This window comes from Streptomyces sp. NPDC015171, from assembly GCF_043079545.1.
In the GTDB taxonomy this organism is placed as follows: domain Bacteria; phylum Actinomycetota; class Actinomycetes; order Streptomycetales; family Streptomycetaceae; genus Streptomyces.
This window is the reverse complement of the sequence record NZ_JBIBUO010000024.1, coordinates 39,208-63,760: the sequence shown is the minus strand read 5'-3', so window position 1 is coordinate 63,760 and position 24,553 is coordinate 39,208. Positions and strand designations below refer to the sequence as shown.

Sequence of the window (24,553 nt, the reverse complement as noted above, 5' to 3'; positions counted from 1 at the left end):
GCGAACCACCTACGCCACGTCGTCCCAGTCCTCGATGTCGTCCTCAGAGGGCGCCAGCGAGGGCGGGACGATGAGGCCCTTGAACGGCTCCAGCTTGAGCCCCAGGCGGTTGTGCATCGTGCGGGCGCCCCGGTCCATGGCACGGCGAACGAGGTGGCCGTAGACTAGCTCTGTGGTGCGAGTGGTCCGGTGACCGACCCACGCCGCCACCTCGAAGAGCGGGATCTGAGCGTGAATGGCCTCGGAGACGAAGAAGTGCCGGAAGCTCTTCGGGGTGTACTGCGGAGTCCCGGCCAGCTTGGCCGCCGCCTTGAACTGATCCAGGAACCAGTCATACGACGGGTGGCGGTCATTCAGCCGGGGGGATTCGAAGAACCAGCCTCGATTTCCCCACGTCCCGAACGCGTCAATGTGATCATTGAAGATCTCGTTGATCGATTCGGGTACTGGGGTCTTTCGAGCCTGTTCGAAGGCGCGATGTTTCGTGCCTCGCTTCACACCCCGCCTATACCCGGAGATTTCTTGGCAGCCGTAGGCCGAGACCTGGTGGTCCACGGCAAGTACGCTTCGCTCCCAGTCCATTGACTCGTCAGAGAGCGCCAGAGCCTCCCCCGGGCGCACGCCACAACCCGCCATGGCCCAGAAGCCGGCTCGGATCAGCTTCGGAGCTTCCGCGATGATTCCCAGCACCTCTTCCATGCTCGGGATGTCTTGGTCGGTGACGGGGGTGAGTTGCTGCCCCGAGCGCCGACGCGGATTGGCTTTCTTGCACGGATTACGACCGACGATTTCGGCGGCTACCGCGTAGTTGAAAACGGACGACAGGACGTTCTTGCGTCCATTGATCCCAGTTTCCTTGTAGCCGCGTTCCTTCTGGTCCGCCTCCCATTCCAGAATCGTCGTAGGGGTGATACTGCCGATGGGTTTGTTCCCGAAGAAGGGGCCGTAGTGGTTGTCATAGACGCTCTGGTAATTCCTCTTTGAGGACTCTTCCAGAGTTCCCGCCTCAACCCACTCGTGCCACACCTGCTCGAACGTCCGCTGTCCCGCCTTGGGGTTGATGTAGGTCCCCAAGTCCTTGTCCCGCTCGACCTTGACCGCGAACGCTTCCGCATCTTCGAGCTTCTTGAAGGACACCTGTCGGGGCTTGCCTGCCCTACCCCCGGGCTCCCGGTACGTCACCCGGTACGGCTTGTGAGGGCACGTGGGTTTCTTGCGCCGGGGGCAGGAGCAGTCTTCCTTCTTGATGGTCGCCACGCGCGTTAACCCTTCACATGTTGATTGGTTGGTGACTGATCGTCAGCCTATCCCTGCTGCATGCGCCCTTCAACCCAGTTGTGCAGATCACGAGTTCGGAACCGGACATGCTTGCCGACCTTGAGGAACGGGATGCCCCATCGCCGGTACGAGTCCATGAGGACGCGCTTCGTCACGCCGAGTTCTGCCGCCGCTTCGTCCGGCGTCATGAGCAGGTTGCTGCCACCCCTCACAGCTCCCACCCCCGCCCCTCGTCCTCTATCGCTTCCCGGGCCAGTTGGCGGCTCATGACGTGGTCTTCTGCAATTCCGGCAGCGACCAGGGCAGCGCCGGCGGTGTAGCCGGAGCCGACGTAGCGCCAGTTCGAGTCCGTGACGACGGCAGGACTGCCGGTCGGCCCCGTATCGCCACGCCGGTACTCGGCCCGTTCCTCGCGAAGGGCCGTGTACGTAGTGGAGTAGCGACGGGTTTTGGTGAGGATGTGGCCCCGGTAGCCGAGCGTGTGAGCCCAGGAGCGCAGCCGGAGGTGTTCCAGTTCCGGCAGGCCACCCAGGCGCCAGCACGTAGCCATCAAGGCCCCCACGTGCGATGTGACGACGGCTGCATGGATGTCGTCCAGGCTGGTGACGCGGTAGTCCAGTCCGGCGCCGGTTTCGGCCGTTCCCTTGGAGACGTACTTGGCCACGTAGGCAGCGACCGCGTCATCGGTGGGCCCCTCGTCGTCGGCGAAGGACCAGACGGGCCGTACGGCCAACTGTGCGCCGAAGGAGAGGAGTTCGGTTCCGTAGGCGTCCGATTCCGGGACGCGTACGTTCGCCGATGCGGCAGCCGTGTGTACGGCGTCGGTGAGTAGTTCGGCCGTGGCCCAGTCGGGGGAAGGGTCGCCGGGACCTGCCGGACCATCGAGGCGTACCACCCCGTGGAAGTGGATGGCTGCGCGCTTTTGGTACTCGGCGACCTTTGCGAAGGACACCACCAGGTGGTCACGGAGCTTGGAGCGCGGGATCCCTGCGGCGGAGGCGAGGTGACGCCGTACGGCGGTGGTGAACCGGTCCCACAGGCGCCCGGCGTGCGCGTGCCACAGCACATGGGCCACGTGGTCGTAGCAGTCCGGGCACAGCGGACGGCCCAGCGCCGTGTCATCCTCGGTGTGCACCAGGCCGCAGCCGACCGGGCGCCCGTGTTCGCACTCTCCGCCGTCCCGGCGCGGTCGGCACCGCTCACCATCGAGGAAGCGATGGACCGACCCGAATGAGGGCGCCGTCAACGTGACGAACAAGCGGGGCTGATCGCGCACAGCATCGGGCACGTTCTTGCCACCGGTCAGGCCCGCGCGGATCAACTGATAGGTGTCGCCCGCATGCAGGTAGGAGCACGGCTCACAGACCGACGTCCGGCGGTTGCGGCAGCGCACAGCCAGCCGCTCACCCGGCTCCCCGGCAGTCGAATAGGAAGAGATCAGCTCACCCGTCAGCGCATCGCGGGTGACTGTGGAGCCGGACAGATAGATCGGATGGGCACAACCCCCAATGGCCTTGATCTGCTCCAGCCAGCGCGGGAACAGGGGGTCGTTTGCCAGACGGATGATGTCCCGATCGGCATCGGAGAGCATCAGCGGACGCTTTTCACGCTCCAGCTCAGCGGAGCGGATATTCGAAGCGGTCACCTCGTGCGAGGCGTTGAACACAGGGCACCTCCAAAACGGATGGACAGGGAGGAGCGCGAGCAGAGGCGTAGGCGTAAGTCATGTCTGAAATCTCCTCGGCTTTGGCTTGGTATGAATTGATGCAGAGTCAGAGATGAGAGCGTGTGTCGAGGCAGCGTGAGAGAGAACAAAGACAGAGAAGGCAGAAGAAGGCTGAAGGCGTGGTATCTGCTGAAGAAAGTCTGTGTCTATGTCTGTGTCTGAGATTCGCTGAAAGAAGGCTCGTCGCTCGAACGCCCATGATCCCAGAGGCACCCCGGGGACGCCAACGAATTACCGCCGCAGGCAGAGCACTTGAGGCGCGGCCGGAGAAGGCCCCGTGGGGACCGTACCGGGTTGCCTGGGGAGCCTGGTCAGCCGGTTGCGCCCCGGCTCATGCGCGCACCGGGAAGCGGGAGCGGCAGCGGTGCAGGGCAGGTGTCGGAATCTGTCTTCACTTCCTCCAGGCGCGCGCCTTCGGCGCGCGCCGCCGGGGCGGCTTGCCGCACCCCGGCCCGGCATGCGGCCTTCGGCCGGTCCGGTCCGGGGCGCCGCCGCCCCGGCGCACACCAGGCGACCTGAGAGCGCGAGCCAGTTCCTCACAGGACACCTTGCCAGCCCCGTCCCCGGGGACTCATGCACCGTGGCTCACGCCCTCCAGACGCCCACAGCGCCGATCCGGCCTACGGTGATCACCGGCCAGCATCAGGCCCGCTACGGCCAGCGCGCTCACCTCCGTGCCCCAGAACAGGCCCCACCGCGCAACCCTCTGTGGCTGGGGCCGACGGCCTCCGAGGATTTTAGGCAGCCACCATGGGGCCGAGCCTCGAGGAACAGGGAGCCGATCGGGCTATTGCGGGCAGGTCCCAAAGACTGCCCGATCCGCTGGCGAGCGTAAGGCCCCCTGTTCACTCGCCCCATGGCAGCTCCAGCCCAAAATCCTCTCCGGCCGGCGGCGTGCCCACAGCGCACGATCACCTCACCAAGGCCCAGACAACAGAGAGCCCCGCCCATGCGCCGGGGGAGACGCACAGACGGGGCAGCCGACTCGCTGAGCTTGATTCGCCGTCCTCAGCGAGCCGGGGTCTATTCCTCGCGACTCACACAGGTGTGATCGGTCATGACACGGCCGTCCGACGCCGTCTGAACGTGCGCAGGTGACGCCAGCAGATGCGCCGCCACCTTCTGCACCACGTCAGCGTTCCACGTCCCCAAGGCCACCATCGGACGCCCGTCCGGCGCAATACGCGGAGCCAGCCAGCCAAGATCCCGCTTCGGAATCCCGATCGCCAGCAGTGCCTGACACAGCACCTCATGCGCGTCAGCAGCGGCCTTCTTGCTGCTCTTGTAGATCTCCATGGGGATCACTGCCCCGCCCCCTTCGGTGCGCAAGCCGTGTGCCAGTAGGCCACGATCGGAGAGGAGTCCCGGCGGGACAGCATCGCCCGGCGGCAGCTCTCAAGACTCTTGATCGGCACACCGCATGCCGGGCACGTTTCACCGGCTGGGGCGTAGGTCGTGTACTCCCACTGACGCGCGTCGGCATCGACCGTGGTCATGCGCTCACGGACAGCTGTCTCTGCTGCTCTACCTCGGGTCGCCATGCATATGACGCTATGTAACGGCAGGAACACACCTCAATGGCACTTTGATGGCGGGCCATCCCGAAGTGCCACACCGAGTCACACCAGCACGCCGATCGCGTCAGCCAGGTCGCGCATCTCCTGCGTGAGGGTGCGCCGACGCGCGATCACTCGGCCGAAGATGTCCCGCGCGTAGCGTTGGTTAGGCAGCCACTGTGGAGCGTCCGCGCGGATGCCCTGCAAGACCTCAACCGTCTTCGCGTAGTCCCGCGAGCGGGCATGCGCCTCCGCCACGTCCAGGAGGTGACGGTTGCGGTTGTTGGAGGTGGGTCGCATGCCGCTGGTCGGGATGCGCTTCGAGAGCTTGAGCACCAGGTCCGGCTTGTCGACGATCATGGCATTCTCGGCCCGCTTCAGAGCCACCGTGACCGGCCCGAACGCCTGCAAGAAGTCGTCGCGTGGAGCGAACTCCCGCCCCATCGCGACCGCCGCCGAGTTGGCGTAGCGCAACGCGTCTTCAGCCTCCCCCGACCGGTTGTCCCGGATCGCAGCAGCGGAGGCCCGGAGCAGCAGCCAGCCCCAGGCGCTCAGCTCCGCCGGGGTCGCCCGCGAAATACGAGGCTCGACCTCATCAGCCCACCGCGTTGCCAGCTCCCGCGCCTCAGACAGCCGACCGCGCCGCAGCAAGAGCCAGCACTGTGTGCTCACTGTCGCCGCCGCCTGAAGCCGATCCGACGACTCCTCCAGCGACCGGGACAGAGCGATGTCGGCCGCCTCGAACTGCCGAGTCTGTGTGAGCAGCCAGCCTGTGAGCTGTGAGAGCCGGACACGTACGGCCCGCCCCTCCGGGCCACTCTCGGCGATCAGATCAGCATCCCGCAGCAGGGGCGGAAGGATCACACTCAGCTCTGCGAAACGATCACCGGAGAAGAGCGGCAGGGCTGATTCCAGCGCGTCCCGAACACCGCCCACGGTCGGCTCTTCCGTCACACCGTCCGCCCGCACCGGCGCCACGAGCGCACGCCGGACAGCCTCCCAACGATCATCGGCGCCAGGCGCCGTCTCGGGATCGTCCTCATGATCAGCAACGAGGTTCGTCGTAGGCACTCGCAGGGCCTGCGCCAGCCGTCGCGCAGTCTCCAGGCGTGTGTCAGCCCGCTCCCCTTGTTCCAGCTTCCGGATCAAGGACAGGGACACGCCGGACTCACTAGCTAGCTGACGCTGCGTCAGTCCACGTCGCTTGCGCACTTCCTGAAGCCGCTTGCCAATCTCGGCGCTCATGATTCGAGCGTACGGCGCACGGCGCCTATCCGTGCGACCTTCCCCGCCCATCACTCCCCCTGGGAGCGATCTCGTACGGCAAGGGGGAACCTCAGGTCAGGGCGATATTGGCATCCCCAGTCCACTGACCGGTGGGTAGTCTCGGATCCGATCTGGAGCCAGCCTCCAGGACCCGCGTCAGGCAGCCCCGAGGCGGATCCTGGAGGTCGACACCAGGTCATCACCAGACCCCGTACAGTCCGGTTTCACCCCGTATGAACAGGGATTGAGGGCAGACCTTGAATAGCCGCCTGACCTGCACAAACGCCGTTCAGAGACGTATGCCCCCTGACCCTGCGGTGAACTTCCAGTTCACCGGCCAGCGCTTCTTCAAGATCGAGAACGGGCGGATCACCGGGCAGCTGAAGGACGTCGCCTACCAGGCCACGACCACGGACTTCTGGGGGTCGATGGCCGCCGTCGGCGGACCGCAGACCTATGTCCTCGGCGGCGCCTTCAACTGCGGCAAGGCCCAGCCGGGCCAGGTCGCCGCGGTGTCCCACGGCTGTCCGTCCGCCCTCTTCAAGGGCGTCAACATTCTGAACACCACGCAGGAGGCCGGCCGATGAGCGCGCCCACCACCAAGGCGAACAAGCCGCACGAGATCGTCGAGCAGGCCCTCGCGCTGTCCCGGGCCGACGGCTGTGTCGTCATCGCCGACGAGCACTCCACGGCCAACCTGCGCTGGGCCGGCAACGCGCTCACCACCAACGGCGTGACGCGCGGCCGTACGCTCACCGTGATCGCGACCGTGGACGGCACGCAGGGCACCGCCTCCGGTGTCGTGTCCCGCTCCGCGGTCACCGCCGGGGAGCTGGAGCCGCTGGTGCGGGCCGCGGAGGCCGCCGCGCGCGCCGCCGGGCCCGCCGAGGACGCGCAGCCGCTGGTCGCCGGGGTGCCGCAGTCCTCGGACTTCACGGACGCGCCCGCCGAGACCTCCTCCGCCGTGTTCACCGACTTCGCCCCGGCGCTCGGCGAGGCCTTCGCACGCGCGCGTGCGGGCGGCCGGGAGCTGTACGGCTTCGCCAACCACGAGCTGGTGTCGACGTACCTGGGGACGTCCACGGGCCTGCGTCTGCGGCACGACCAGCCCACCGGCACGCTGGAGCTGAACGCCAAGTCGCCGGACCGTACCCGCTCGGCGTGGGCCGGCCGGTCCACGCGGGACTTCAAGGACGTCGACCCGGGCGCCCTCGACGCGGAGCTGGGCGTACGGCTCGGCTGGGCGGAGCGGCGCGTGGAGCTGCCCGCCGGCCGCTACGAGACGCTGCTGCCGCCCACCGCCGTGGCGGACCTGCTGATCTACCAGCTGTGGTCGGCCTCGGGACGGGACGCGGCCGAGGGCCGGACCGTGTTCTCCAAGCCGGGCGGCGGCACCCGGATCGGCGAGAAGCTGAGCGAGCTGCCGCTGACCCTGCGCAGCGACCCGGACGAGCCGGGCCTGCAGTGCGCGCCCTTCGTGGTCGCCCACTCCTCCGGAGGGGACCAGTCCGTGTTCGACAACGGGCTGCCGGCCCGTCCCACCGACTGGATCGGCGCGGGTGTGCTGGAGCATCTGACCACGACCCGGCACAGCGCGGGTCTGACCGGGCTGCCCCTCGCCCCGGCGCTCGGGAACCTGATCCTGGACGGCGGCGAGGACCGCTCGCTGGAGGAGATGGTCGCGGCCACCGAGCGGGGGCTGCTGCTGACCTGCCTGTGGTACATCCGCGAGGTCGACCCGGCGACGCTGCTGCTCACCGGCCTGACCCGGGACGGCGTCTACCTCGTGGAGAACGGCGAGGTGACCGGGCAGGTGAACAACTTCCGGTTCAACGAGTCGCCGGTGAGCCTGCTGGGGCGGGCCACGGAGGCCGGGCGCACGGAGCGGACGCTGCCGCGCGAGTGGAGCGACTACTTCACCCGGGCCGCGATGCCCGCGCTGCGCGTCCCCGATTTCAACATGAGCTCTGTCAGCCAGGGCGTATAACCTCGTAGGCGGCTGTCACCCGACCGCCCCATGATCACCGAGGAGACACGAGAACCGTGACGGACATCGTCGACGAGCTGAAGTGGCGCGGGCTGTTCGCCCTGTCCACCGACGAAGACGCACTGCGCAAGGCGCTCGCGGACGGTCCCGTCACGTTCTATTGCGGTTTCGACCCGACGGCGCCGTCGCTGCACGTGGGACATCTGGTGCAGGTGCTCACGGTGCGGCGCCTCCAGCAGGCGGGGCACCGGCCGCTGGCGCTGGTCGGCGGGGCGACGGGGCTGATCGGCGACCCGCGCCCCACCGCCGAGCGCACGCTGAACGACCCGGAGACGGTGGCCGGCTGGGTGGGCAGGCTGCGCGCCCAGATCGAGCCGTTCCTGTCCTTCGAGGGTGAGAACGCCGCGGTCATGGTGAACAACCTCGACTGGACCGCGAACCTCTCCGCGATCGAGTTCCTGCGGGACATCGGCAAGCACTTCCGGGTCAACAAGATGCTGACGAAGGACTCCGTGGCCCGCCGCCTGGAGTCCGACCAGGGCATCAGCTACACCGAGTTCAGCTACCAGATCCTCCAGGGCATGGACTTCCTCCAGCTCTACCGGCGCTACGGCTGCACGCTCCAGCAGGGCGGCAGCGACCAGTGGGGCAACCTCACGGCCGGCCTCGACCTGATCCACCGGCTGGAGCCGGACGCCGAGGCGCACGCCCTGGCGACCCCGCTGATGACGAAGGCGGACGGCACCAAGTTCGGCAAGACCGAGGGCGGCGCCGTCTGGCTCGACCCGGACATGACGACGCCGTACGCGTTCTACCAGTTCTGGCTGAACGTGGACGACCGGGACATCTCGAAGTACATGCGGATCCTGTCCTTCAAGTCCCGCGAGGAGCTGGAGGAGCTGGAGCGGCAGACCGAGGAGCGTCCGCAGGCCCGTGCCGCGCAGCGCGCGCTCGCCGAGGAGCTGACGACGCTGGTGCACGGCGAGGGCCAGACTGCCGCGGTGATCGCCGCGTCCAAGGCGCTGTTCGGCCAGGGCGAGCTGGCGGAGCTGGACGAGCGGACGCTGGCGGCGGCCCTCTCCGAGGTGCCGCACGTCCGGGTCGCCGAGCTGGCTCCGGTGGTCGACCTGCTCGCCGAGGTCGGTCTGGTGGCGAGCAAGTCGGCCGCCCGCCGGACGGTGAAGGAGGGCGGGGCCTACGTGAACAACGTGAAGGTCACCGCGGAGGACGCCGTCCCGGGCGGCGAGGAGTTGCTGCACGGGCGGTGGCTGGTGCTGCGGCGCGGGAAGAAGAACCTGGCCGCCGTGGAGGTCGTGGGCGCCTGAGCCCAGGAGGGGCGTGGGGCGAGCCGGCGGCCGGTCGCGCCGTCCCCGCGCCCCTTGCCTGCAGGGGAGCCTTCAGGGGCTCAGACCCGCGCCCGCTGCTTCTTCTTGCCGAGCGTCGCCATGTACAGCATGTCGACCGCGAAGACGATGATGATCGCGGCCACCAGCTGGAAGGCGTGCCTGCTCCAGTCGATTCCCCGGGTCTCGGCGACGCCGAGGGACCGGGCGATCGCGTTGCCCACGATGGCGCCCAGCATGCCGCAGATGGTGGTCAGCCACAGCGGGCTGTGCTGCTTGCCCGGGATGACCGCCTTGGCGATGAGGCCCAGCACGAATCCCACGATGATCGCCCACAACCAGCCCATGGCTGCCTCCTCGTACGGCTCGACGTGAGCATTAGGGCCAGTGTGGTGCGGCCCGCCGTACGGCGCATGTCGGGCTGCCCCGTACGCGACCCGTGCGTGTCGCCGCAGGCAGTGGGCGCCCCGGTCTCGAAGGCGGCGCGGGCGCGGCGTACCGTGGAACGTGTCCCGGCCCGGTTCCCCGCCGGATGTGGACGAGAGTGCGGGCCGGGGAGAGTCCGATGCGGGCGGATGGTGGAATGTGACGCGGAAACAGCACGGCGGCGGCCAGGTGTTCCGGATCACCGGTGCCCGGACCGGGCTCGCCGAGGACGTCCGGGGCCGGCAGCGGCGGTACGTGATCTCGATGTCGGTCCGCACCCTGTCGGTGATCCTCGCGGTCTCGCTGTGGAACGTCGAGCGGTACGTCGCCATCGTCGCGCTGGTGCTCGGTGCGCTCCTCCCCTATATCGCCGTGGTGGTCGCCAACGCGGGCCGCGAGAGGCCGCCGTCGCTCCCGTCCACCTTCGTCACCGCGCCGATGCGCCCGATGATCACGCCCCCGGCGGCCGGGGACGAACGGGCCGACCGGGCACGGGAGTCGACGCCTGAGTCCGCGCCGGAGGACGTGCCGACGAATCCGTCGGCCGGAGTGCGCGGTGAACACCCCGACCCGGTCTGAGCCCCGCCCCGGTCCGAGCGCGGTGGACGCGGGGAAAGCGGAACGTGGCCTCGCGGCAAGCTCAAGAAAAGCTCAGATCAATCCTGCTGTTCCAGTGCCGGGCGATGGGGTACCCGTGACATACTGCGTACGCGCTCCGCATCCCCCGTCGGAGCGACGGACCGACGCCGGGCAGCTCCCCCCGTGGCTGCCCGGCGTCGCCATGTTTGCCCCCTTTCGTGAGACGGATCCGAGACGTAGCCGTGAGTGACGAGACCCCGATCTGCTCCGCCAAGGGCTGCCGCGCCGCCGCCGTGTGGGTGCTGGCGTGGAACAACCCGAAGGTCCACACGCCGGAGCGGCGCAAGACATGGCTGGCCTGCGAGGAGCACCGCGAGCACCTGTCGCAGTTCCTCGGAGTCCGGGGGTTCCTGAAGGACGTCGTGGCGTTCGACGAGTGGCGGGCGGCCGAGGGGGCCTAGCCGGGGGCCCGCCGAGGGGGCCTAGCCGCCGATCGCCGACATGGGCCGGTCCGGCTGCACGAACGACGGGTCGTCCAGGCCCGCGCCCGCCTTCTTGCCCCACATCGCCAGCCGCCAGATCCGGGCGATCTCCTCGTCCGGGGCGCCCGAGCGCAGGGCCGCGCGGAGGTCGGTCTCCTCGGTGGCGAACAGACAGGTCCGTATCTGGCCGTCGGCGGTGAGCCGGGTGCGGTCGCAGGCCGCGCAGAACGGCCGGGTGACCGAGGCGATCACGCCGACCCGGTGCGGGCCGCCGTCCACCAGCCAGCGCTCCGCCGGTGCCGAGCCGCGCTCGCCCGTCCCCTCGGGGGCGAGGTCGAAGCGGGTGCGCAGGGAGGCCAGGATGTCCCCCGCGGTGACCATGCCCTCGCGCTTCCAGCCGTGCTGGGCGTCCAGCGGCATCTGCTCGATGAAGCGCAGCTCGTAGTCGTGTTCCACCGCCCAGGCGAGCAGATCGGGGGCCTCGTCGTCGTTCAGGCCCGGCATCAGGACCGAGTTGACCTTGACCGGGGTGAGACCGGCCTCGTGGGCGGCCCGGAGGCCGTCGAGCACGTCCTGGTGGCGGTCGCGGCGGGTGAGGATCTTGAAGATCTCGGGGCGGAGGGTGTCCAGGGAGACGTTGACCCGGTCGAGGCCGGCCGTCTTCAGGGCGGCCGCGGTGCGCTTGAGGCCGATGCCGTTGGTGGTGAGGGACATCCGCGGTCGCGCGGAGAGGGCCGCGACGCGCTCGACGATGCCGACCAGGCCGGGGCGCAGCAGCGGCTCGCCGCCGGTGAACCTGACCTCCTCGATGCCGAGCGTGCGCACGGCGATGTCGATGAGCCGGACGATCTCGTCGTCGGTGAGCAGGTCGGGCTTGGCCAGCCACTGCAGGCCCTCTTCGGGCATGCAGTAGGTGCAGCGCAGATTGCACCGGTCGGTCAGCGAGACCCTCAGGTCGGTGGCCACCCGGCCGTAGGTGTCGATGAGCACGTGGGCCCCCTCCCTCTCCCGGTCATCCGATGGTGTCGTGCGTCCTGCGTCACCTGCGAGCCTACGTGACCCCGCTGACATCGACAGCGGCCTGATCCCACGAGGTACGGCGCGACCGCGTCGTAGGACCGTACAGTCCAGGCCGGCGCGGTCGCCCGTAGGAATCCTCAGTGCGCTCCGGTGCCGGTCAGGGACCGCACCTCCAGCTCCGCGTACTTGCCGGGGTCCGGGGCCTCCTTCGACAGCAGGGTGCCCACGACGCCGAGCAGGAATCCGACCGGGATGGAGATGATGCCGGGGTTCTCCAGCGGGAACCAGTGGAAGTCGACGTCGGGGAACATCGAGGTCGGCTTGCCGGAGACCACCGGGGAGAACAGCACCAGGCCGACCGCGGTGACCAGGCCGCCGTAGATCGACCACAGGGCGCCCGCGGTGGTGAACCGCTTCCAGAACAGGCTGTAGAGGATGGTCGGCAGGTTGGCGGAGGCGGCGACCGCGAAGGCGAGCGCCACCAGGCCCGCCACGTTCAGGTCGCGGGCCAGGGCGCCGAGGACGATCGAGACGGCGCCGATGCCGACGGTGGCCCAGCGGGCCGCGCCGATCTCCTGCTTCTCGGTGGCCTGGCCCCTCTTGATGACGTTCGCGTAGATGTCGTGCGCGAACGAGGACGAGGAGGCCAGGGTCAGGCCGGCGACGACCGCGAGGATCGTGGCGAAGGCGACTGCGGAGATGGTGGCGAGCAGGATGGCTCCCCAGCTGGAGTCGACGCCGCCCAGATGCAGCGCCAGCAGGGGTGCCGCCGTGTTGCCCGCCTTGTTGGAGGCGATGATCTCGTCCGGTTTGATCAGTGCGGCGGCACCGAAGCCGAGGGCGAGGGTCATCAGGTAGAAGGCGCCGATCAGGCCGATCGCCCAGATCACGGATTTGCGGGCGGCCTTGGCGGTGGGGACCGTGTAGAAGCGGATGAGGATGTGCGGCAGTCCGGCGGTGCCCAGGACCAGGGCGATGCCGAGCGAGAGGAAGTCCAGCTTGGTGGTGCCGGTGGCGCCGTACTTCAGGCCGGGCTCCAGGAACGCGCTGCCCTTGCCGCTGTTGTCGGCGGCCGAGCCGAGCAGGTCCGAGACGTTGAAGTGGAACTTCAGCAGGACCAGGAAGGTCAGCAGCAGGGCGCCGATGATCAGGAGCACCGCCTTGACCATCTGCACCCAGGTGGTGCCCTTCATGCCGCCGATGGTGACGTAGACGATCATCAGGACGCCGACCAGGGCGACGATGCCGATCTTGCCGCCGTCGCTGGTGATGCCGAGGAGCAGGGAGACCAGGACGCCGGCGCCGGCCATCTGGGCCAGCAGGTAGAAGATCGAGACGACGATCGTGGAGGTGCCGGCGGCCGTGCGGACGGGGCGCTGGCGCATCCGGTAGGCGAGGACGTCGCCCATCGTGTAGCGGCCGGAGTTGCGCAGCGGCTCGGCGACCAGGAGCAGGGCGACGAGCCAGGCGACGAGGAAGCCGATGGAGTACAGGAAGCCGTCGTATCCGAAGAGGGCGATGGCGCCGGCGATGCCGAGGAAGGACGCGGCGGACATGTAGTCGCCGGAGACGGCGAGGCCGTTCTGGAAGCCGGTGAACTGCCGCCCGCCGGCGTAGAAGTCGGCGGCGTCCTTGGTCTGGCGGCCCGCCCAGACCGTGATGACGAGGGTCGCGGCGACGAACACGGCGAACAGGGTGACGATCAGCGTCCGGTGCTCGCTCGCCTCGCCGGCGGCCAGCAGGGTGTGCTGCACGGGGGTCATGCTCCGCCCTCCATCCGGGACTTGATGGCCTCGGCCTGCGGGTCGAGCCGGGCGGCGGCGTGCCGCGCGTACCACCAGGCGATCAGGAACGTGGTGAGGAACTGGGCGAGGCCCAGGACGAGGGCGACGTTGATGTTGCCGGCCACCTTGGTGCCCATGAAGCCGCCTGCGTAGTTGGAGAGCAGGACGTACAGCAGGTACCAGGCGATGAAGGCGATGGTCAGCGGGAAGGCGAAGGAGCGGTAGGAGCGGCGCAGTTCACCGAACTCCGCGCTCTGCTGCACCTCGGTGAACTCCTCGGTGGAGGGAAGTGGAGCCCCCGGTGTCGCGGGGGGCGGTGTCTCGGTGGCCACGGACTCTCCTCGTGTGACGGGCATACGGTGTGACGGGCATGCGCGTTTCTGACCTGGCAGGACAGGGACCACGTGACCGGGCGTCACTGAATGGATCCCGTACGTGATTCCCGGGGGTCCCACGATCCTGCTGGGCCCCCTGATCACGGTCACGGCGCCACGCGCGGAGCGGTTCAAGTCGGCCCGACTGTTTCGGGAGCGAGGGCGGGGCTCGTACGGCGCAAGTGCGCCGGGCTCTTTCGGAGATCCGGCGCGGAAGATAGCTTCGGCCTGCACCACCCGTCATGTACCTGCCCGAACACGACCTGTGTCCGGGCGGTTCGGTATCCGGATGATGTGGAGATCCCATGGCTCATCTGCGCTCCAGACGGCGGCTCGCGCTCGCGGTGCCGGTCGTGCTGTCGCTGACCGCCTCGCTCGGTTTCCTGCCGTCGGTGGCCGCGGCCGCGCCCACCGCGCCGCCCGCGGGTGCGGCCGCACGGGCGGCGGACGGCCCGAATCTCGCCTATGTCGTCAACACCCGTAAGGACCAACGCACGATCGAGTCGGTGCGCCGGGCCATCGCGCGCAACGGCGGCACGGTCGTGGCCGTCTACGACAGGATCGGCGTCATCGTCGTCCACTCCGCCAACCCCGACTTCGGCGCCCGGCTGCGCGCGGTGCGCGGGGTCGACTCGGCGGGCGCCACCCGCACCGCGCCGCTCAGCGCGGCGGGGACGACGGACGAGGGCGGGGTGCAGGTCCTGTCCCGGGCGCAGGAGTCCCGGCTCACGGCGGGCGCGGCGGCGGGCGAGGAGCCGCTGGAGGCGGACCAGTGGGACCTGCGGGCGATCGGCGCCGACCGGGCGGCGAAGATCAACCCGGGCAGCAGGAACGTCACGGTCGGGGTCATCGACACGGGCGTCGACGACACCCACCCGGACATCGCCCCGAACTTCTCCGCGTCCCAGTCGGCGAACTGCGTCAGCGGCAAGGCCGACACCACCTACGGCGCGTGGCGGCCGGTCGACGCCGGCCACTACCACGGCACCCATGTGGCCGGTGAGATAGCCGCCGCCCGCAACGGCGTCGGCGTGGCCGGCGTGGCGCCGGGGGTGAAGGTCGCGAGCATCACGGTGGCCCAGCCGGACTCGACGTCGCTGTTCTACCCGGAGAGCGTGGTCTGCGCGTTCGTCTTCGCCGCGGACCACGGCATCGAGATCACCAACAACAGCTATTACGTTGATCCGTGGCTGTACAACTGCATGGACGATCCCGATCAACGCGCCATCGTTGACGCGGTCAACAGGGCCCAGCGGTACGCCCAGCGCAAGGGCACGCTCAATGTGGCCTCGGCGGGCAACTCCAACCACGACCTCGACGCGGACGCAATCGTGGACGATTCCAGCCCCGACGACTCCACGGCCCAGACCCGCACGATCGACCCGCACACATGCTTCGACGTGCCGACCCAGCTGCCCGGCGTGGTGACCGTGAGCGCGGTCGGCGTGAAGGGCGCCAAGGCCTACTACTCCAGCTACGGCAAGGGCGCGGTCGACGTGGCGGGGCCGGGCGGCGACCGGTTCCAGATCCCGGACACCCCGTCGAAGAACGGCCGCATCCTGTCCACGCTCCCGAACGACCAGTACGGCTTCCTCCAGGGCACCTCGATGGCCTCCCCGCACGTGGCCGCGGTGGCCGCGCTGCTCAAGTCGGCCCACCCGCATGCCACTCCGGCCCAGCTGCAGGCGCTGCTGAAGGCCCAGGCGGACAACCCGGGCTGCCCGGCCGAGCCGTACGACGGTGACGGGGACGGCGTCGTGGACGCGACCTGCGTCGGCGGCAAGCGGGTCAACGGCTTCTACGGCTCCGGCATCGTCGACGCGCTGCGCGCGGTCAAGTAGCGGACATCGGGCTCAGACCCTTCCTTCCGTGAAGCCGGGGGGGACTTCACTATGCAGTGTTGATTGAATCAATACTGCATAGTGAAGTCATGACTGCAATCAATGTCGCGTGGGGCGCCGTCGGCGGAGCGCCCGGTCTCCTACCGCGGGTCTCGGCCGTCGTACGCCGGGACACGCTCGGTGCGGTACTGCCGGTACGCGAGCTGGCACGCGCGTGCGTGGCGGCGTGCGCGCTGGCCGGCGCCGAACTGGGGGCGCGGCGGGCGGGGCTCGCCGAGGTGCCGGCGGTCACCGTGGACGACGGGGCGGTCGCCACGGCCTTCCACAGCGAGCGGCTCCTGCGGGTCGACGGCCGGACGCCGGACACCTTCGCGCCGCTGTCGCGGTTCTGGCGCACGGCCGACGGCTGGGTGCGCACCCACGCCAACTACCCGCACCACCGGACCCGGCTGCTGGGCGCGCTCGGCCTTCCGGCGAACGCCTCGGCGGACGAGGTCGCCGGCCGGCTCGCCGCGCGTTCCGCGGTGGAGACCGAGGAGGCCGTCCAGAGCGTCGGCGGCCTGGCCGTGGCCCTGCGCACCCCCGGGGAGTGGCGCAGGCACCCGCAGGCCGCCGAGGTGGCCGCGCGGCCCCTGGTCGAGCGCGCACGGCTGGACGCGGCACCCGCGCGCGTGCTGCCGCCCCTGGACCCGGGCGCCGCTCCCCTGCTGCCCGCCGCCGGGCTGCGCGTCCTGGACCTCACCCGGGTGCTGGCGGGCCCGGTCGCCACCCGGACACTGGCCCTGCTGGGCGCCGACGTCCTGCGCCTCGACGCGCCCTGGCTGCCGGAGCTGGCGGACCAGCACGCCGACACGGGCGTCGGCAAACGGTCCGCCGCGCTCGACCTGGCCGCGGACCGCGACACCTTCGAGGAGCTGCTGGGCACCGCCGACGTCGTGGTGACCGGGTACCGCCCGGGCGCCCTCGACCGGTTCGGGCTCGCCCCGCGGGCGCTGGCCGAGCGGCACCCCGGCCTGGTCGTGGCGCAGGTGTCGGCGTGGGGCGCGTACGGGCCGTGGGGCGGGCGGCGCGGCTTCGACAGCCTGGTGCAGGTCGCGACCGGCATCGCGGCCGCCGAGGGCACGGCGGAGCGGCCGGGGGCGCTGCCCGCGCAGGCGCTTGACCACGGCACGGGCTATCTGCTGGCCGCCGCCGTGCTGCGGGCGCTGACCGAGCAGTCGTACGACGGCGGCAGCCGGCTGGTCCGGCTGGCGCTGGCCCGGACCGCCCGCTGGCTGACGGACGGCATCCCCCCGGCGCCGGCCGACGGCACCCCGTACCCGGGTCCGGCGGCCTGGCTGGCCGAGGCGGACGGTCCCCTGGGCCGCCTTCGGTACGCCCGGCCCGCCGTCTCCTTCACGGGCGGACCGGCGGACTGGGCGCGGCAGCCGGTGCCCTGGGGGTCGGACCGGCCCGAGTGGCGGTGAGCGAGCAGCGAGGGGCCGCGGGTCAGCCGTTGTTGGTGACGAGCACCTTCAGGGCGGTGCGCTCGTCCATCGCCTTGTAGCCGGCCGGTACACCCTCGATGTCCACGGTCAGGTCGAACACCGGCGACGGGTCGATCGTGCCGTCGAGCACGTCGGGCAGCAGGTCGGGGATGTAGGCGCGGACCGGGGCGACGCCGCCGCGCAGGGCGATGTTCCGGTCGAACATCACGCTGAGGTCCAGGCCGGTGCCGCTGCCGTGGGGCACGCCCACGAAGCCGATGGCGCCGCCGTCGCGGGTGATGTCGACGGCCGTCCGCATGGACTGCTCGGTGCCGACCGCCTCCACGACGGCGTGGGCGCCCTGCCCGCGGGTCAGCTCGCGCACGGCCGCGACGGCCGCGTCCCCGCGCTCGGCGACGACGTCGGTGGCGCCGAAGCGACGCGCGATGTCGGTGCGCGCCTCGTGCCGGCCGAGCGCGATGATCCGCTCGGCGCCGAGCCGCTTGGCGGCGAGCACGGCGCACAGGCCGACCGCGCCGTCACCGACGACCGCGACCGTGGCGCCGGGCCGGGCGCCCGCGCCGAGGGCGGCGTGGTGGCCGGTGCCGAGGACGTCGGAGAGGGTCAGCAGGGCGGACAGCAGGTGGTCGTCGGAGGCGGCGTCCTTGGGCAGCCCCACCAGGGTGCCGTCGGCGAACGGCACGCGGACGGCCTCGCCCTGGCCGCCGTCGTAGCCGACGGAGCCCCAGAAGCCGCCGTGCTCGCAGGACGTCGTCAGGCCCTCGCGGCAGTAGTCGCAGACGCCGTCGGACCACATGAAGGGCGCGACCACCAGGTCGCCGCGCGCGACGGTGCCCACCTCGGAGCCGGTCTCCTCCACGATCCCGAGGAACTCGTGCCCGATGCGCTGCCCCGGCTGCCGGGCCGCCTCGCCGCGGTAGGCCCACAGGTCGCTGCCGCAGATGCAGGCCCGCAGCACCCGTACGACGGCGTCGGTGGGCAGCTGCACCAGGGGTTCGGGGACGTCCTCCACGCGCATGTCGTACGGGGCGTGGATGGTGGTGGCGCGCATGGCGAGGATCCTTCTCGTGCTCGTGCGAGGTCGAACGGTGCGCCCGGGGGTGGTGAGCGCACTTCACGGTACGCCGGAGCCTTCGCCGACCGCGCGGCCAGGGGCTCCGGTCGTCCGGGCCCCGTCCCGCTCGGCCCTCGTCCCGCTCGGCCCTCGTCCCGCTCAGGCCCCCGCCGCGCCCAGCAGGCTCCCCGCCGCGTACGTCACCGCCATCGCCAGCGCTCCGCCCGCCACGTTGCGCAGGATCGCGCGTCCCGGGGCGGCCACGCCGAGGCGGGCGCTGCTCCAGCCGGTGAGGGTCAGGGCGGCCAGGACCGAGCCGACGGTGACGGCCACGCGCCAGCCGGCCGGCGGCAGCACGACGGCCAGCAGGGGGAGCAGCGCGCCGACGGTGAACGACAGGAAGCTCGCCCAGGCCGCGTGCCAGGGGTTGGTCAGCTGGTCCGGGTCGATGCCCAGCTCCACGCGCGCGTGGGCCCTCAGCGCGTCCCGCGCGGTGAGCTGTTCGGCGGCCTCGCGGGCCACCTCGCCGGACAGGCCGCGCGCCGTCAGCAGCTCGGTCAGCTCCCGCAGTTCGGCCTCCGGCTGCTCCCGCAGTTCCCGCTTCTCCAGATCCAGCGCGGCCCTCTCGGAGTCGCGCTGGGTGGAGACGGAGACGTACTCGCCGGCCGCCATGGACATCGATCCCGCGAGCAGGCCGGCCAGGCCGGCGGTGAGCAGGGCGGACCGGCTCCCGGTCGCGCCGGCCACGCCGACGACCAGGCCGGCGGTGGAGACGATGCCGTCGTTCGCGCCCAGCACGGCCGCCCGGAGCCAGTTGAGCCGTGAACCGAGCGCGCCGCCATGGGCCTCGTCGTGCAGGGGTTGCGTCACAGCAGGGAGGATCCCACCCGGGCCCCCGCCCCCGCCGTACCGACATCGGGCCGCCCGCGGCCGCGCGTGTCCGCCCGTCCGTCCGTGTCCCCCGTGCCCGCCTGTCGGCGCCGGCCTGCCGGTGTCCGCCCGTCCGTGTCCGCCCGCCGGCGCCGGCCTGCCAGTCTCCGCCCGTCGGCGCCGGCCTGCCGGCCCGGTGTCACCACACCCGGACCGACGCCCCCGTCACCACACCCGGACCGACGCCCCCCGTGCGAACACAGGGCTGGTCGCGTCGGGCGGCGGTGTCGCCAGGGGTTCGGCGATCTCCGCGACCGTGGGGCCGAACTCCGCCGCGAGGGGGTCCAGGACGGCGAGGTCGAAGCCGTAGACGCGGGCCGCGTTGCCGCCGAGCATGGCGGCCAGCTCCTCGCGCGGGACGCCCGCGCAGGCGAACCGCAGGGCCTCCCGGGTGTACGGGTGGGTGCCCTCGTCGTGCGGGAAGTCGCTGCCCCACATGATCCTGTCGACGCCGATGCGGTCGCGCAGCGGCACCTCGTGGGGGCGCATGAAGCTCGCGCCGACGAAGCAGTGCTCACGCCAGACACGGGAGGGTGCGTCCCCCATGCCCTCGGCGAGACCGGCGCCGAACCTGGCCTCGGCGGTGCCGGCCTTCGAGGCGCTCGCGACCAGGCGGCCGTGGTAGTAGTCCAGCATGTCGAGGACCCCGGGGATCCAGCCGGAGCCCTGCTCGGTGAGGACCAGCCGCAGCCCCGGGTGACGGCGGAAGACCCCGCCGAAGACCAGGTGCCACAGCGCGCGGTGGGAGAACCAGGTCGTCTCGACCATGAAGACCGCGCGGGCGGCCGGCTCGTCGCCGAGCGGCGGCGAGGCGGACCCGGCGTGGTGGTTGACGGGGACGCCGAGTTCCGCGCAGACGGCCCAGATCGGGTCGTAGCGGCGCGAGTACAGCTCGGGCAGGCCGGAGCCCGGCGGGGTGCCGGGCAGCATCAGGCCGCCCTTGAGGCCCGCCGAGACGGCCCGCCTGATCTCCTTGACGGCCTCCTCGACGTCGCCGAGGAGGATCTGGAAGACACCGGCCCTGCGGCCGGGCGCGGCCGCGCAGAAGTCCGCCAGCCAGCGGTTGTGGGCGCGCAGCCCGGCCCAGCGCCGCTCGTAGTCCTCCGCGGTGGCGGGCTGGGTCATCAGGGAACTGGACGGGAAGAACGGCGGGATGGTGTTCGGGAAGATCACCTCCGCGACGATCCCGTCCGCCGCCAGCTCGGCCAGGCGCCGCTCGGAGTTCCAGTTCCGGTCGGCCGAGTCGGCGAGCAGGTCCGCGTGCGGGTTGACGTAGGTGGCCGCCCAGACGTCGAAGTCGTCGTGGTAGCGCTTCTCCAGGTACGGCTTGTAGTCGAGGAGATCGGCTCCCGCGTGGCAGTCGGCGGAGATCACCGTGTACCGGTCGCTCACCGCGTCACCCCCAGCGCCGGGAAGTCGTGGTCGGTCAGCCAGTGCCGGCCCACCTCGCGCGAGCGCGCCCAGGAGGCCTCCACGGCGCTCTGGTCGGCCGGCTGGCCGAGGTCGGCGGGGGTGGGGCCGATGCGCCGGGCCAGCGGCGCGAGCCGCCCCGCGTCGAAGCCGAAGGCCTCCGCCGCGGCCAGGCCGAGCATCCGGCGGGTCTCGCTCACCGGGATGTCGTGGAAGGTGCGGCGCAGCCACGCGCGCGTGTCGGGCCAGGTGCCCTCGGGGTGCGGGAAGTCGCTGCCCCAGAGGATGTTGTCGACGCCGATCTCGTAGCGCTGGGCCAGTTCGCGCCGCTTGGTGTTGGTGGCGCAGACGAAGATCTGCCGGTCGAGGTACTCGTGCGGCGGTCGTCTGAGCTCCTGGAACGGGGAGAGCTTCTTGCCGCCGTGCGCGCCGAGGTAGAGGCGGTCCATGAACCACAGCAGGTTCGGCAGCCACCAGCAGCCCGACTCGGCGATGCCGAAGCGCAGGCCCGGGTGGCGTTCGAAGACGCCGGACCAGAGCAGGAACCACAGCGGGCGGGCCGGCCACCAGGTCACTTCGCTGACGTAGATGCCGAGGTGTTCGCCGTACTCGTGGCGCGGGGCGGCGCCGGAGTGGGTGAGCACCGGCATGCCGCACTCGGCGGCGGCCGCCCAGACGGGGTCGTAGCGGCGGTCGTGGTACGGCTCCCGGCCGGCCCACATGGCGGGGATCATCAGGGCGCGCAGCCCCGACTCCCGGGCCCGGCGGATCTCGGCGACGACCCGGTCGACGGGGGCGGTGACGGGCAGCAGGGCGACGCCGCAGTGCCGTTCGGGATGCTCGGAGACGAACTCCGCGAGCCAGCGGTTGTGCGCCTGCGCGCCCGCCATCCCCAGCTCGGGGTCCTGGTCGCCGGAGAGGCCGAGGCCCACGCCGAAGGGCGCGGCGGTCCGGCTGTCCACGGCGTCGGCGTCCGGGAAGACGACCTCGGCGGCCACTCCGTCGCCGTCCAGCTCCTTGACGCGCTGAGCGGCGTCCCAGCCGCCGCGCAGGCCCTCCTCGTTGTCGTGGAACCACTTGGCCGCGAACGCCTCGTTGCGGATGCCGAGCCGGGTCATCTCCTCGCGGCGGCGTTCGCGGCCCGCGAGGAACTCGTCGAAGTCCCGGTGGAAACGTGCGTCCAGATAGGGCCGGTACCGCTCGGTGGGCAGTCCGGCGTGGCAGTCGGAGGAGATGATCAGGTACGGGTCGTCCTGGCCGCTCACCACGGCCTCCTCTCAGTCCAGGATGAAGTTCTCCAGATACGCCGGGTTCGCGCGGTCGAGCATCGAGCGGGCCCGCGCGCGGATCCGGTCGTCGCCGGGGCCGCTCGCCGGGAGCAGCCAGAAGCGGTCCTCCCGGATGCCGTCCACGACGAGACCGGCGACCTCCTCGACGGGCGTGAAGCGGACTTCCCGGCCGGCCGCGCGCATGGCCGCCTCCCACTGGCCGAGGCTGCGGTACGGGGTCCGGCGCGGGCGCTGCTTGGCGTAGCGGTCGGGGCGGTTGCGGTGCGACTCCCACAGGCCGGTGCGCAGCATGTGCGGGCCCGGGAAGAGGACCGAGGCGCCCACGGGAGCGTGTTCCGCCTTCAGATGGGCGTAGAGGGACTCGGTCAGGGTGACGACGGCCGCCTTGGTGACCGCGTACACGGAGGCGGTCGGGAGCGGCGCGACACCGCCGTCGGTGGAGGATGTATTGACCACATGACCGGGTTGACCCGACTTGATCATCCTGGGTACGAAAGCCTGGATGCCGTGGAAGACGCCCCACACATTGACGGCGAAGGCCCACTTCCAGTCGTTGGGGTCGTGCTCCCACATGCGGCCCTCGGCGCCGGAGCCGACGCCGGCGTTGTTGCACAGCACGTGCACGGCGCCGTAGGTGTCGTACACCGCCTCGGCCAGTGCCATGACCTGGTCGCGTTCGCCGACGTCGACCACGCGCGCGTGCACGTCGGCACCCTCCGCGCGCAGGTCGGCGGCGGCCTCGTCCAGCGCCCGCTCCTCGACGTCGGCGAGGACGACCTTGAGGCCCTCGGCCGCGAACCGCCGGGCCATCGCGAGTCCGATCCCGCTCGCCGCCCCGGTGACGACGGCGACCTGCCCCGTCCCGAGATCCATCAGCGGCTCCCCTCGGGCGGCGCGTCGAGGACCTGGAGCGGGTCGTCGTAGCGCTGGTGGAGATAGGGCAGCAGGGCCTGCGGGTCGACGCGTTCGACCACCCGGCCGCGCTGGTCGCTGGTCTTCTCGCCGACGGTGATCTCCAGCAGCCGCCGGACCGGCAGGTCGGCGACGGGGTCGTACATCGACTCCCGCAGGACGACGTCCCCGGTGATCCACTCCAGCCTGCGCACCCTTTCGTTCCGTACGCAGTGCACGAGCACGGGGTCGCCGTCGAAGCCGGACCCGTCCACCGCGGGTAGGCACTTGAAGTAGAAGTCGGTCTTGGGCGCGGGCTCGGGCAGCGGCAGCGGGCCGCTCACCGCGCCGCGCACCTCCACGAAGGCGATGCCGTGCCGGGCCAGCGCCGCGCGCACGACGAGGCCGTCGCGCTCGACGGTGACCTCGCCGAGCTTCTTGGGCTCGCCGAAGACCTCGCGCCCGCCGGTGAGGGCGCGCTCATGGGTCATCGGCATCACCAGCGGGTACCAGCCGTCGACCGTGCCGTGGGCCGCGGCGACCGCGAAGGAGCCCGCGCCGAGCGGGTATCCGGGCAGGTCGACCTTGCTGATGTTCACCCGCACCAGGGGCCGCGCCCCGGGCTTCAGCGGGGGCGGCAGCACCGCGGCGACCGCGTCCGGATCGGTCTCCCAGACGGCCACCACACCGGTGGACCAGATGTCGGGGAGCCGTGCGCTCGCGGTGCGCGTGGCGGCGATCTCCCGCTCGGTCCGCGCGCCGTACCGTACGCGTGCCATACCCGTACCGCCTCTCTTCTGACGGACCGTCACCTGTAACACTGTTACAGCAGACTCGGTGCGGGGTAAAGGGACGTGCACGGACGGGAGTCGGGGGGATCATGCCGAGCGGGACGAGGAGCGCGGTGACCCGGGAGGCGGTGCTGGACGCCGCCGCCGGGCTGGTGCGGCAGCACGGTCCGGCCGCGCTGACCATGCGCAAGCTCGCCGCCGAGCTGGGCACCGCGGTGACCTCGATCTACTGGCACGTCGGAGGCCGCGAGGCGCTGCTCGACGCCCTCGTGGAGCGGACCGTGGCCGATCTCGGCGAGATCCGTCCGGCCGGGCGCACACCGGAGCAGCGCGTGCTGTCGGTCGCGCGCGCCCTGCGGCGCCAGCTGCGCGACCATCCGCATCTGGTGGCCCTGGTGCACGAACGGGGCCTGACCGAGCGGATGTTCCTGCCCGCCCAGCGGGTCCTGGTGCGCGAGGCGCACGCGGCGGGGCTGCGCGGGGCCCGGGCCGCCGAGTTCGTCCGGGCCGTGCAGTTCCAGGTGGTCGGGCATGTGCTGGTGGAGCGCAACCGCGAGCGGGCTCCGGCGCAGCACCCGGGCGAGGAGGAGCTGTGGCGGGCCCCGGGCGCCGGGGACGATCCCGCGCTGGCCCGGGCACTGGCCCGCCCGGTGGACACCGAGCGGCTGTTCGTGACGGCGGTACGGGCCCTGGTGCGGTCCCTGCTGGCGGCCTGACGGCGATCCAGGAACCGGTGCGGATCGGGCCCACGGGGACAGGTACGGACCCAGGTACGGGCGCGGACACGGGCACGAGTACGGCCCCTGCCGGCGACCTGGGGGACGGGCCCTGGCGCAGGCCCTGGCGGCGACCTGATGGCGATTCAAGTACGAGCAGGGGTCCGGGCCGTACCGACCCAGGCACGGGCACAGGCGCAGCCCCTGACGGCTGCCCGGCGGCCGTGCTGCCGCCGGTGCGGGACCTGTGCCGCGGCACGCGGCGGCCGGTTCCCGTGCCGTCCCGGAAAATCGGTCGCGCCCGAACCGCCGTACGCCTAATG

Annotated in this window: 22 protein-coding genes and 1 pseudogene; 8 read left to right on the top strand and 15 right to left on the bottom strand. The window is 71.2% G+C overall.

What is annotated here, in order from left to right; translation table 11 throughout:
- Positions 1 to 9: 9 nt before the first annotated feature.
- The 5 genes from ACF073_RS37595 to ACF073_RS37575 all read right to left on the bottom strand — a co-directional run bounded on the left by ACF073_RS37595 (position 10) and on the right by ACF073_RS37575 (position 5,805).
- Positions 10 to 1,257 (bottom strand): tyrosine-type recombinase/integrase, encoded by a 1,248-nt coding sequence (locus ACF073_RS37595; protein ID WP_392075991.1) that lies wholly within the window; start codon positions 1,255 to 1,257, stop codon positions 10 to 12.
- Positions 1,258 to 1,304: 47 nt separating this feature from the next.
- Complete coding sequence (locus ACF073_RS37590) at positions 1,305 to 1,466, bottom strand: helix-turn-helix domain-containing protein (RefSeq protein WP_392075990.1); 162 nt, start codon at positions 1,464 to 1,466, stop codon at positions 1,305 to 1,307.
- Positions 1,467 to 1,486: 20 nt separating this feature from the next.
- Positions 1,487 to 2,944 carry a replication initiator gene (locus ACF073_RS37585; protein ID WP_392075989.1) on the bottom strand — a complete coding sequence of 486 codons (1,458 nt, stop codon included), beginning with the start codon at positions 2,942 to 2,944 and terminating at the stop codon, positions 1,487 to 1,489.
- 1,083 nt (positions 2,945 to 4,027) lie between these two features.
- Positions 4,028 to 4,300, bottom strand: coding sequence for a hypothetical protein (locus ACF073_RS37580; protein ID WP_392075988.1), 273 nt, complete (start codon positions 4,298 to 4,300; stop codon positions 4,028 to 4,030).
- A 323-nt stretch (positions 4,301 to 4,623) separates the two neighbouring features.
- Positions 4,624 to 5,805 carry a helix-turn-helix domain-containing protein gene (locus ACF073_RS37575; RefSeq protein ID WP_392075987.1) on the bottom strand — a complete coding sequence of 394 codons (1,182 nt, stop codon included), beginning with the start codon at positions 5,803 to 5,805 and terminating at the stop codon, positions 4,624 to 4,626.
- Between the two features lie 341 nt (positions 5,806 to 6,146).
- Here ACF073_RS37575 and ACF073_RS37570 point away from each other — a divergent pair.
- The 3 genes and pseudogenes from ACF073_RS37570 to tyrS form a co-directional block, all read left to right on the top strand.
- Positions 6,147 to 6,413, top strand: a pseudogene (locus ACF073_RS37570) (metallopeptidase TldD-related protein); the annotation flags it as partial.
- On the top strand, positions 6,410 to 7,813 hold the full coding sequence (locus ACF073_RS37565; protein WP_392075986.1) for a metallopeptidase TldD-related protein: 1,404 nt from the start codon (positions 6,410 to 6,412) through the stop codon (positions 7,811 to 7,813). The pseudogene ACF073_RS37570 and the gene ACF073_RS37565, both read left to right, overlap by 4 nt.
- A gap of 56 nt (positions 7,814 to 7,869) precedes the next feature.
- Positions 7,870 to 9,138 carry a tyrosine--tRNA ligase gene (gene tyrS / locus ACF073_RS37560; protein ID WP_392075985.1) on the top strand — a complete coding sequence of 423 codons (1,269 nt, stop codon included), beginning with the start codon at positions 7,870 to 7,872 and terminating at the stop codon, positions 9,136 to 9,138.
- A gap of 80 nt (positions 9,139 to 9,218) precedes the next feature.
- Here tyrS and ACF073_RS37555 read toward each other — a convergent pair whose 3' ends face one another.
- Positions 9,219 to 9,503 carry a GlsB/YeaQ/YmgE family stress response membrane protein gene (locus tag ACF073_RS37555; RefSeq protein ID WP_392075984.1) on the bottom strand — a complete coding sequence of 95 codons (285 nt, stop codon included), beginning with the start codon at positions 9,501 to 9,503 and terminating at the stop codon, positions 9,219 to 9,221.
- Positions 9,504 to 9,741: 238 nt separating this feature from the next.
- On the opposite strand from ACF073_RS37555, the gene ACF073_RS37550 reads away from it, so the two are divergent.
- Both ACF073_RS37550 and ACF073_RS37545 read left to right on the top strand, forming a co-directional pair.
- Positions 9,742 to 10,161 carry a DUF3099 domain-containing protein gene (locus ACF073_RS37550; protein WP_392075983.1) on the top strand — a complete coding sequence of 140 codons (420 nt, stop codon included), beginning with the start codon at positions 9,742 to 9,744 and terminating at the stop codon, positions 10,159 to 10,161.
- A gap of 242 nt (positions 10,162 to 10,403) precedes the next feature.
- Positions 10,404 to 10,622, top strand: a complete 219-nt coding sequence (locus ACF073_RS37545) for a hypothetical protein (RefSeq protein ID WP_014671880.1) — start codon at positions 10,404 to 10,406, stop codon at positions 10,620 to 10,622.
- A gap of 21 nt (positions 10,623 to 10,643) precedes the next feature.
- Here the strand turns inward: ACF073_RS37545 and moaA are convergent, their stop codons facing one another.
- From moaA to ACF073_RS37530, 3 genes are all read right to left on the bottom strand, one after another.
- Positions 10,644 to 11,633, bottom strand: coding sequence for a GTP 3',8-cyclase MoaA (gene moaA / locus ACF073_RS37540; RefSeq protein WP_392075982.1), 990 nt, complete (start codon positions 11,631 to 11,633; stop codon positions 10,644 to 10,646).
- Positions 11,634 to 11,800: 167 nt separating this feature from the next.
- Complete coding sequence (locus ACF073_RS37535) at positions 11,801 to 13,426, bottom strand: cation acetate symporter (RefSeq protein ID WP_392075981.1); 1,626 nt, start codon at positions 13,424 to 13,426, stop codon at positions 11,801 to 11,803.
- Positions 13,423 to 13,779 carry a DUF485 domain-containing protein gene (locus ACF073_RS37530; RefSeq protein WP_392075980.1) on the bottom strand — a complete coding sequence of 119 codons (357 nt, stop codon included), beginning with the start codon at positions 13,777 to 13,779 and terminating at the stop codon, positions 13,423 to 13,425. The genes ACF073_RS37535 and ACF073_RS37530 overlap by 4 nt, the downstream gene beginning before the upstream one ends.
- Positions 13,780 to 14,126: 347 nt before the next feature.
- Here ACF073_RS37530 and ACF073_RS37525 point away from each other — a divergent pair, with 347 nt between their 5' ends.
- Positions 14,127 to 15,662: a S8 family serine peptidase gene (locus ACF073_RS37525; RefSeq protein WP_392075979.1), complete on the top strand. Its 1,536-nt coding sequence runs from the start codon at positions 14,127 to 14,129 to the stop codon at positions 15,660 to 15,662.
- A gap of 89 nt (positions 15,663 to 15,751) precedes the next feature.
- Complete coding sequence (locus ACF073_RS37520) at positions 15,752 to 17,128, top strand: CoA transferase (protein WP_392075978.1); 1,377 nt, start codon at positions 15,752 to 15,754, stop codon at positions 17,126 to 17,128.
- A gap of 22 nt (positions 17,129 to 17,150) precedes the next feature.
- Here ACF073_RS37520 and ACF073_RS37515 read toward each other — a convergent pair whose 3' ends face one another.
- The 6 genes from ACF073_RS37515 to ACF073_RS37490 all read right to left on the bottom strand — a co-directional run bounded on the left by ACF073_RS37515 (position 17,151) and on the right by ACF073_RS37490 (position 23,502).
- Positions 17,151 to 18,200, bottom strand: coding sequence for a zinc-dependent alcohol dehydrogenase family protein (locus ACF073_RS37515; RefSeq protein ID WP_392075977.1), 1,050 nt, complete (start codon positions 18,198 to 18,200; stop codon positions 17,151 to 17,153).
- Positions 18,201 to 18,362: 162 nt separating this feature from the next.
- A complete protein-coding gene (locus ACF073_RS37510) occupies positions 18,363 to 19,073 on the bottom strand; it encodes a VIT family protein (protein ID WP_392075976.1) in 711 nt (236 codons plus the stop codon).
- A 225-nt stretch (positions 19,074 to 19,298) separates the two neighbouring features.
- Complete coding sequence (locus ACF073_RS37505; protein ID WP_392075975.1) at positions 19,299 to 20,525, bottom strand: amidohydrolase family protein; 1,227 nt, start codon at positions 20,523 to 20,525, stop codon at positions 19,299 to 19,301.
- Positions 20,522 to 21,808 carry an amidohydrolase family protein gene (locus ACF073_RS37500; protein WP_392075974.1) on the bottom strand — a complete coding sequence of 429 codons (1,287 nt, stop codon included), beginning with the start codon at positions 21,806 to 21,808 and terminating at the stop codon, positions 20,522 to 20,524. The genes ACF073_RS37505 and ACF073_RS37500 overlap by 4 nt, the downstream gene beginning before the upstream one ends.
- 12 nt (positions 21,809 to 21,820) lie before the next feature.
- The gene (locus ACF073_RS37495) at positions 21,821 to 22,705 is read right to left on the bottom strand and encodes an SDR family NAD(P)-dependent oxidoreductase (protein ID WP_392075973.1); all 885 of its coding nucleotides are present in this window, start codon (positions 22,703 to 22,705) and stop codon (positions 21,821 to 21,823) included.
- Positions 22,705 to 23,502, bottom strand: a complete 798-nt coding sequence (locus tag ACF073_RS37490; RefSeq protein ID WP_392075972.1) for an acetoacetate decarboxylase family protein — start codon at positions 23,500 to 23,502, stop codon at positions 22,705 to 22,707. The genes ACF073_RS37495 and ACF073_RS37490 overlap by 1 nt, the downstream gene beginning before the upstream one ends.
- A gap of 101 nt (positions 23,503 to 23,603) precedes the next feature.
- Between ACF073_RS37490 and ACF073_RS37485 the strand changes: the two genes are divergently transcribed.
- The gene (locus ACF073_RS37485) at positions 23,604 to 24,230 is read left to right on the top strand and encodes a TetR/AcrR family transcriptional regulator (protein ID WP_392075971.1); all 627 of its coding nucleotides are present in this window, start codon (positions 23,604 to 23,606) and stop codon (positions 24,228 to 24,230) included.
- Positions 24,231 to 24,553 lie beyond the last annotated feature (323 nt).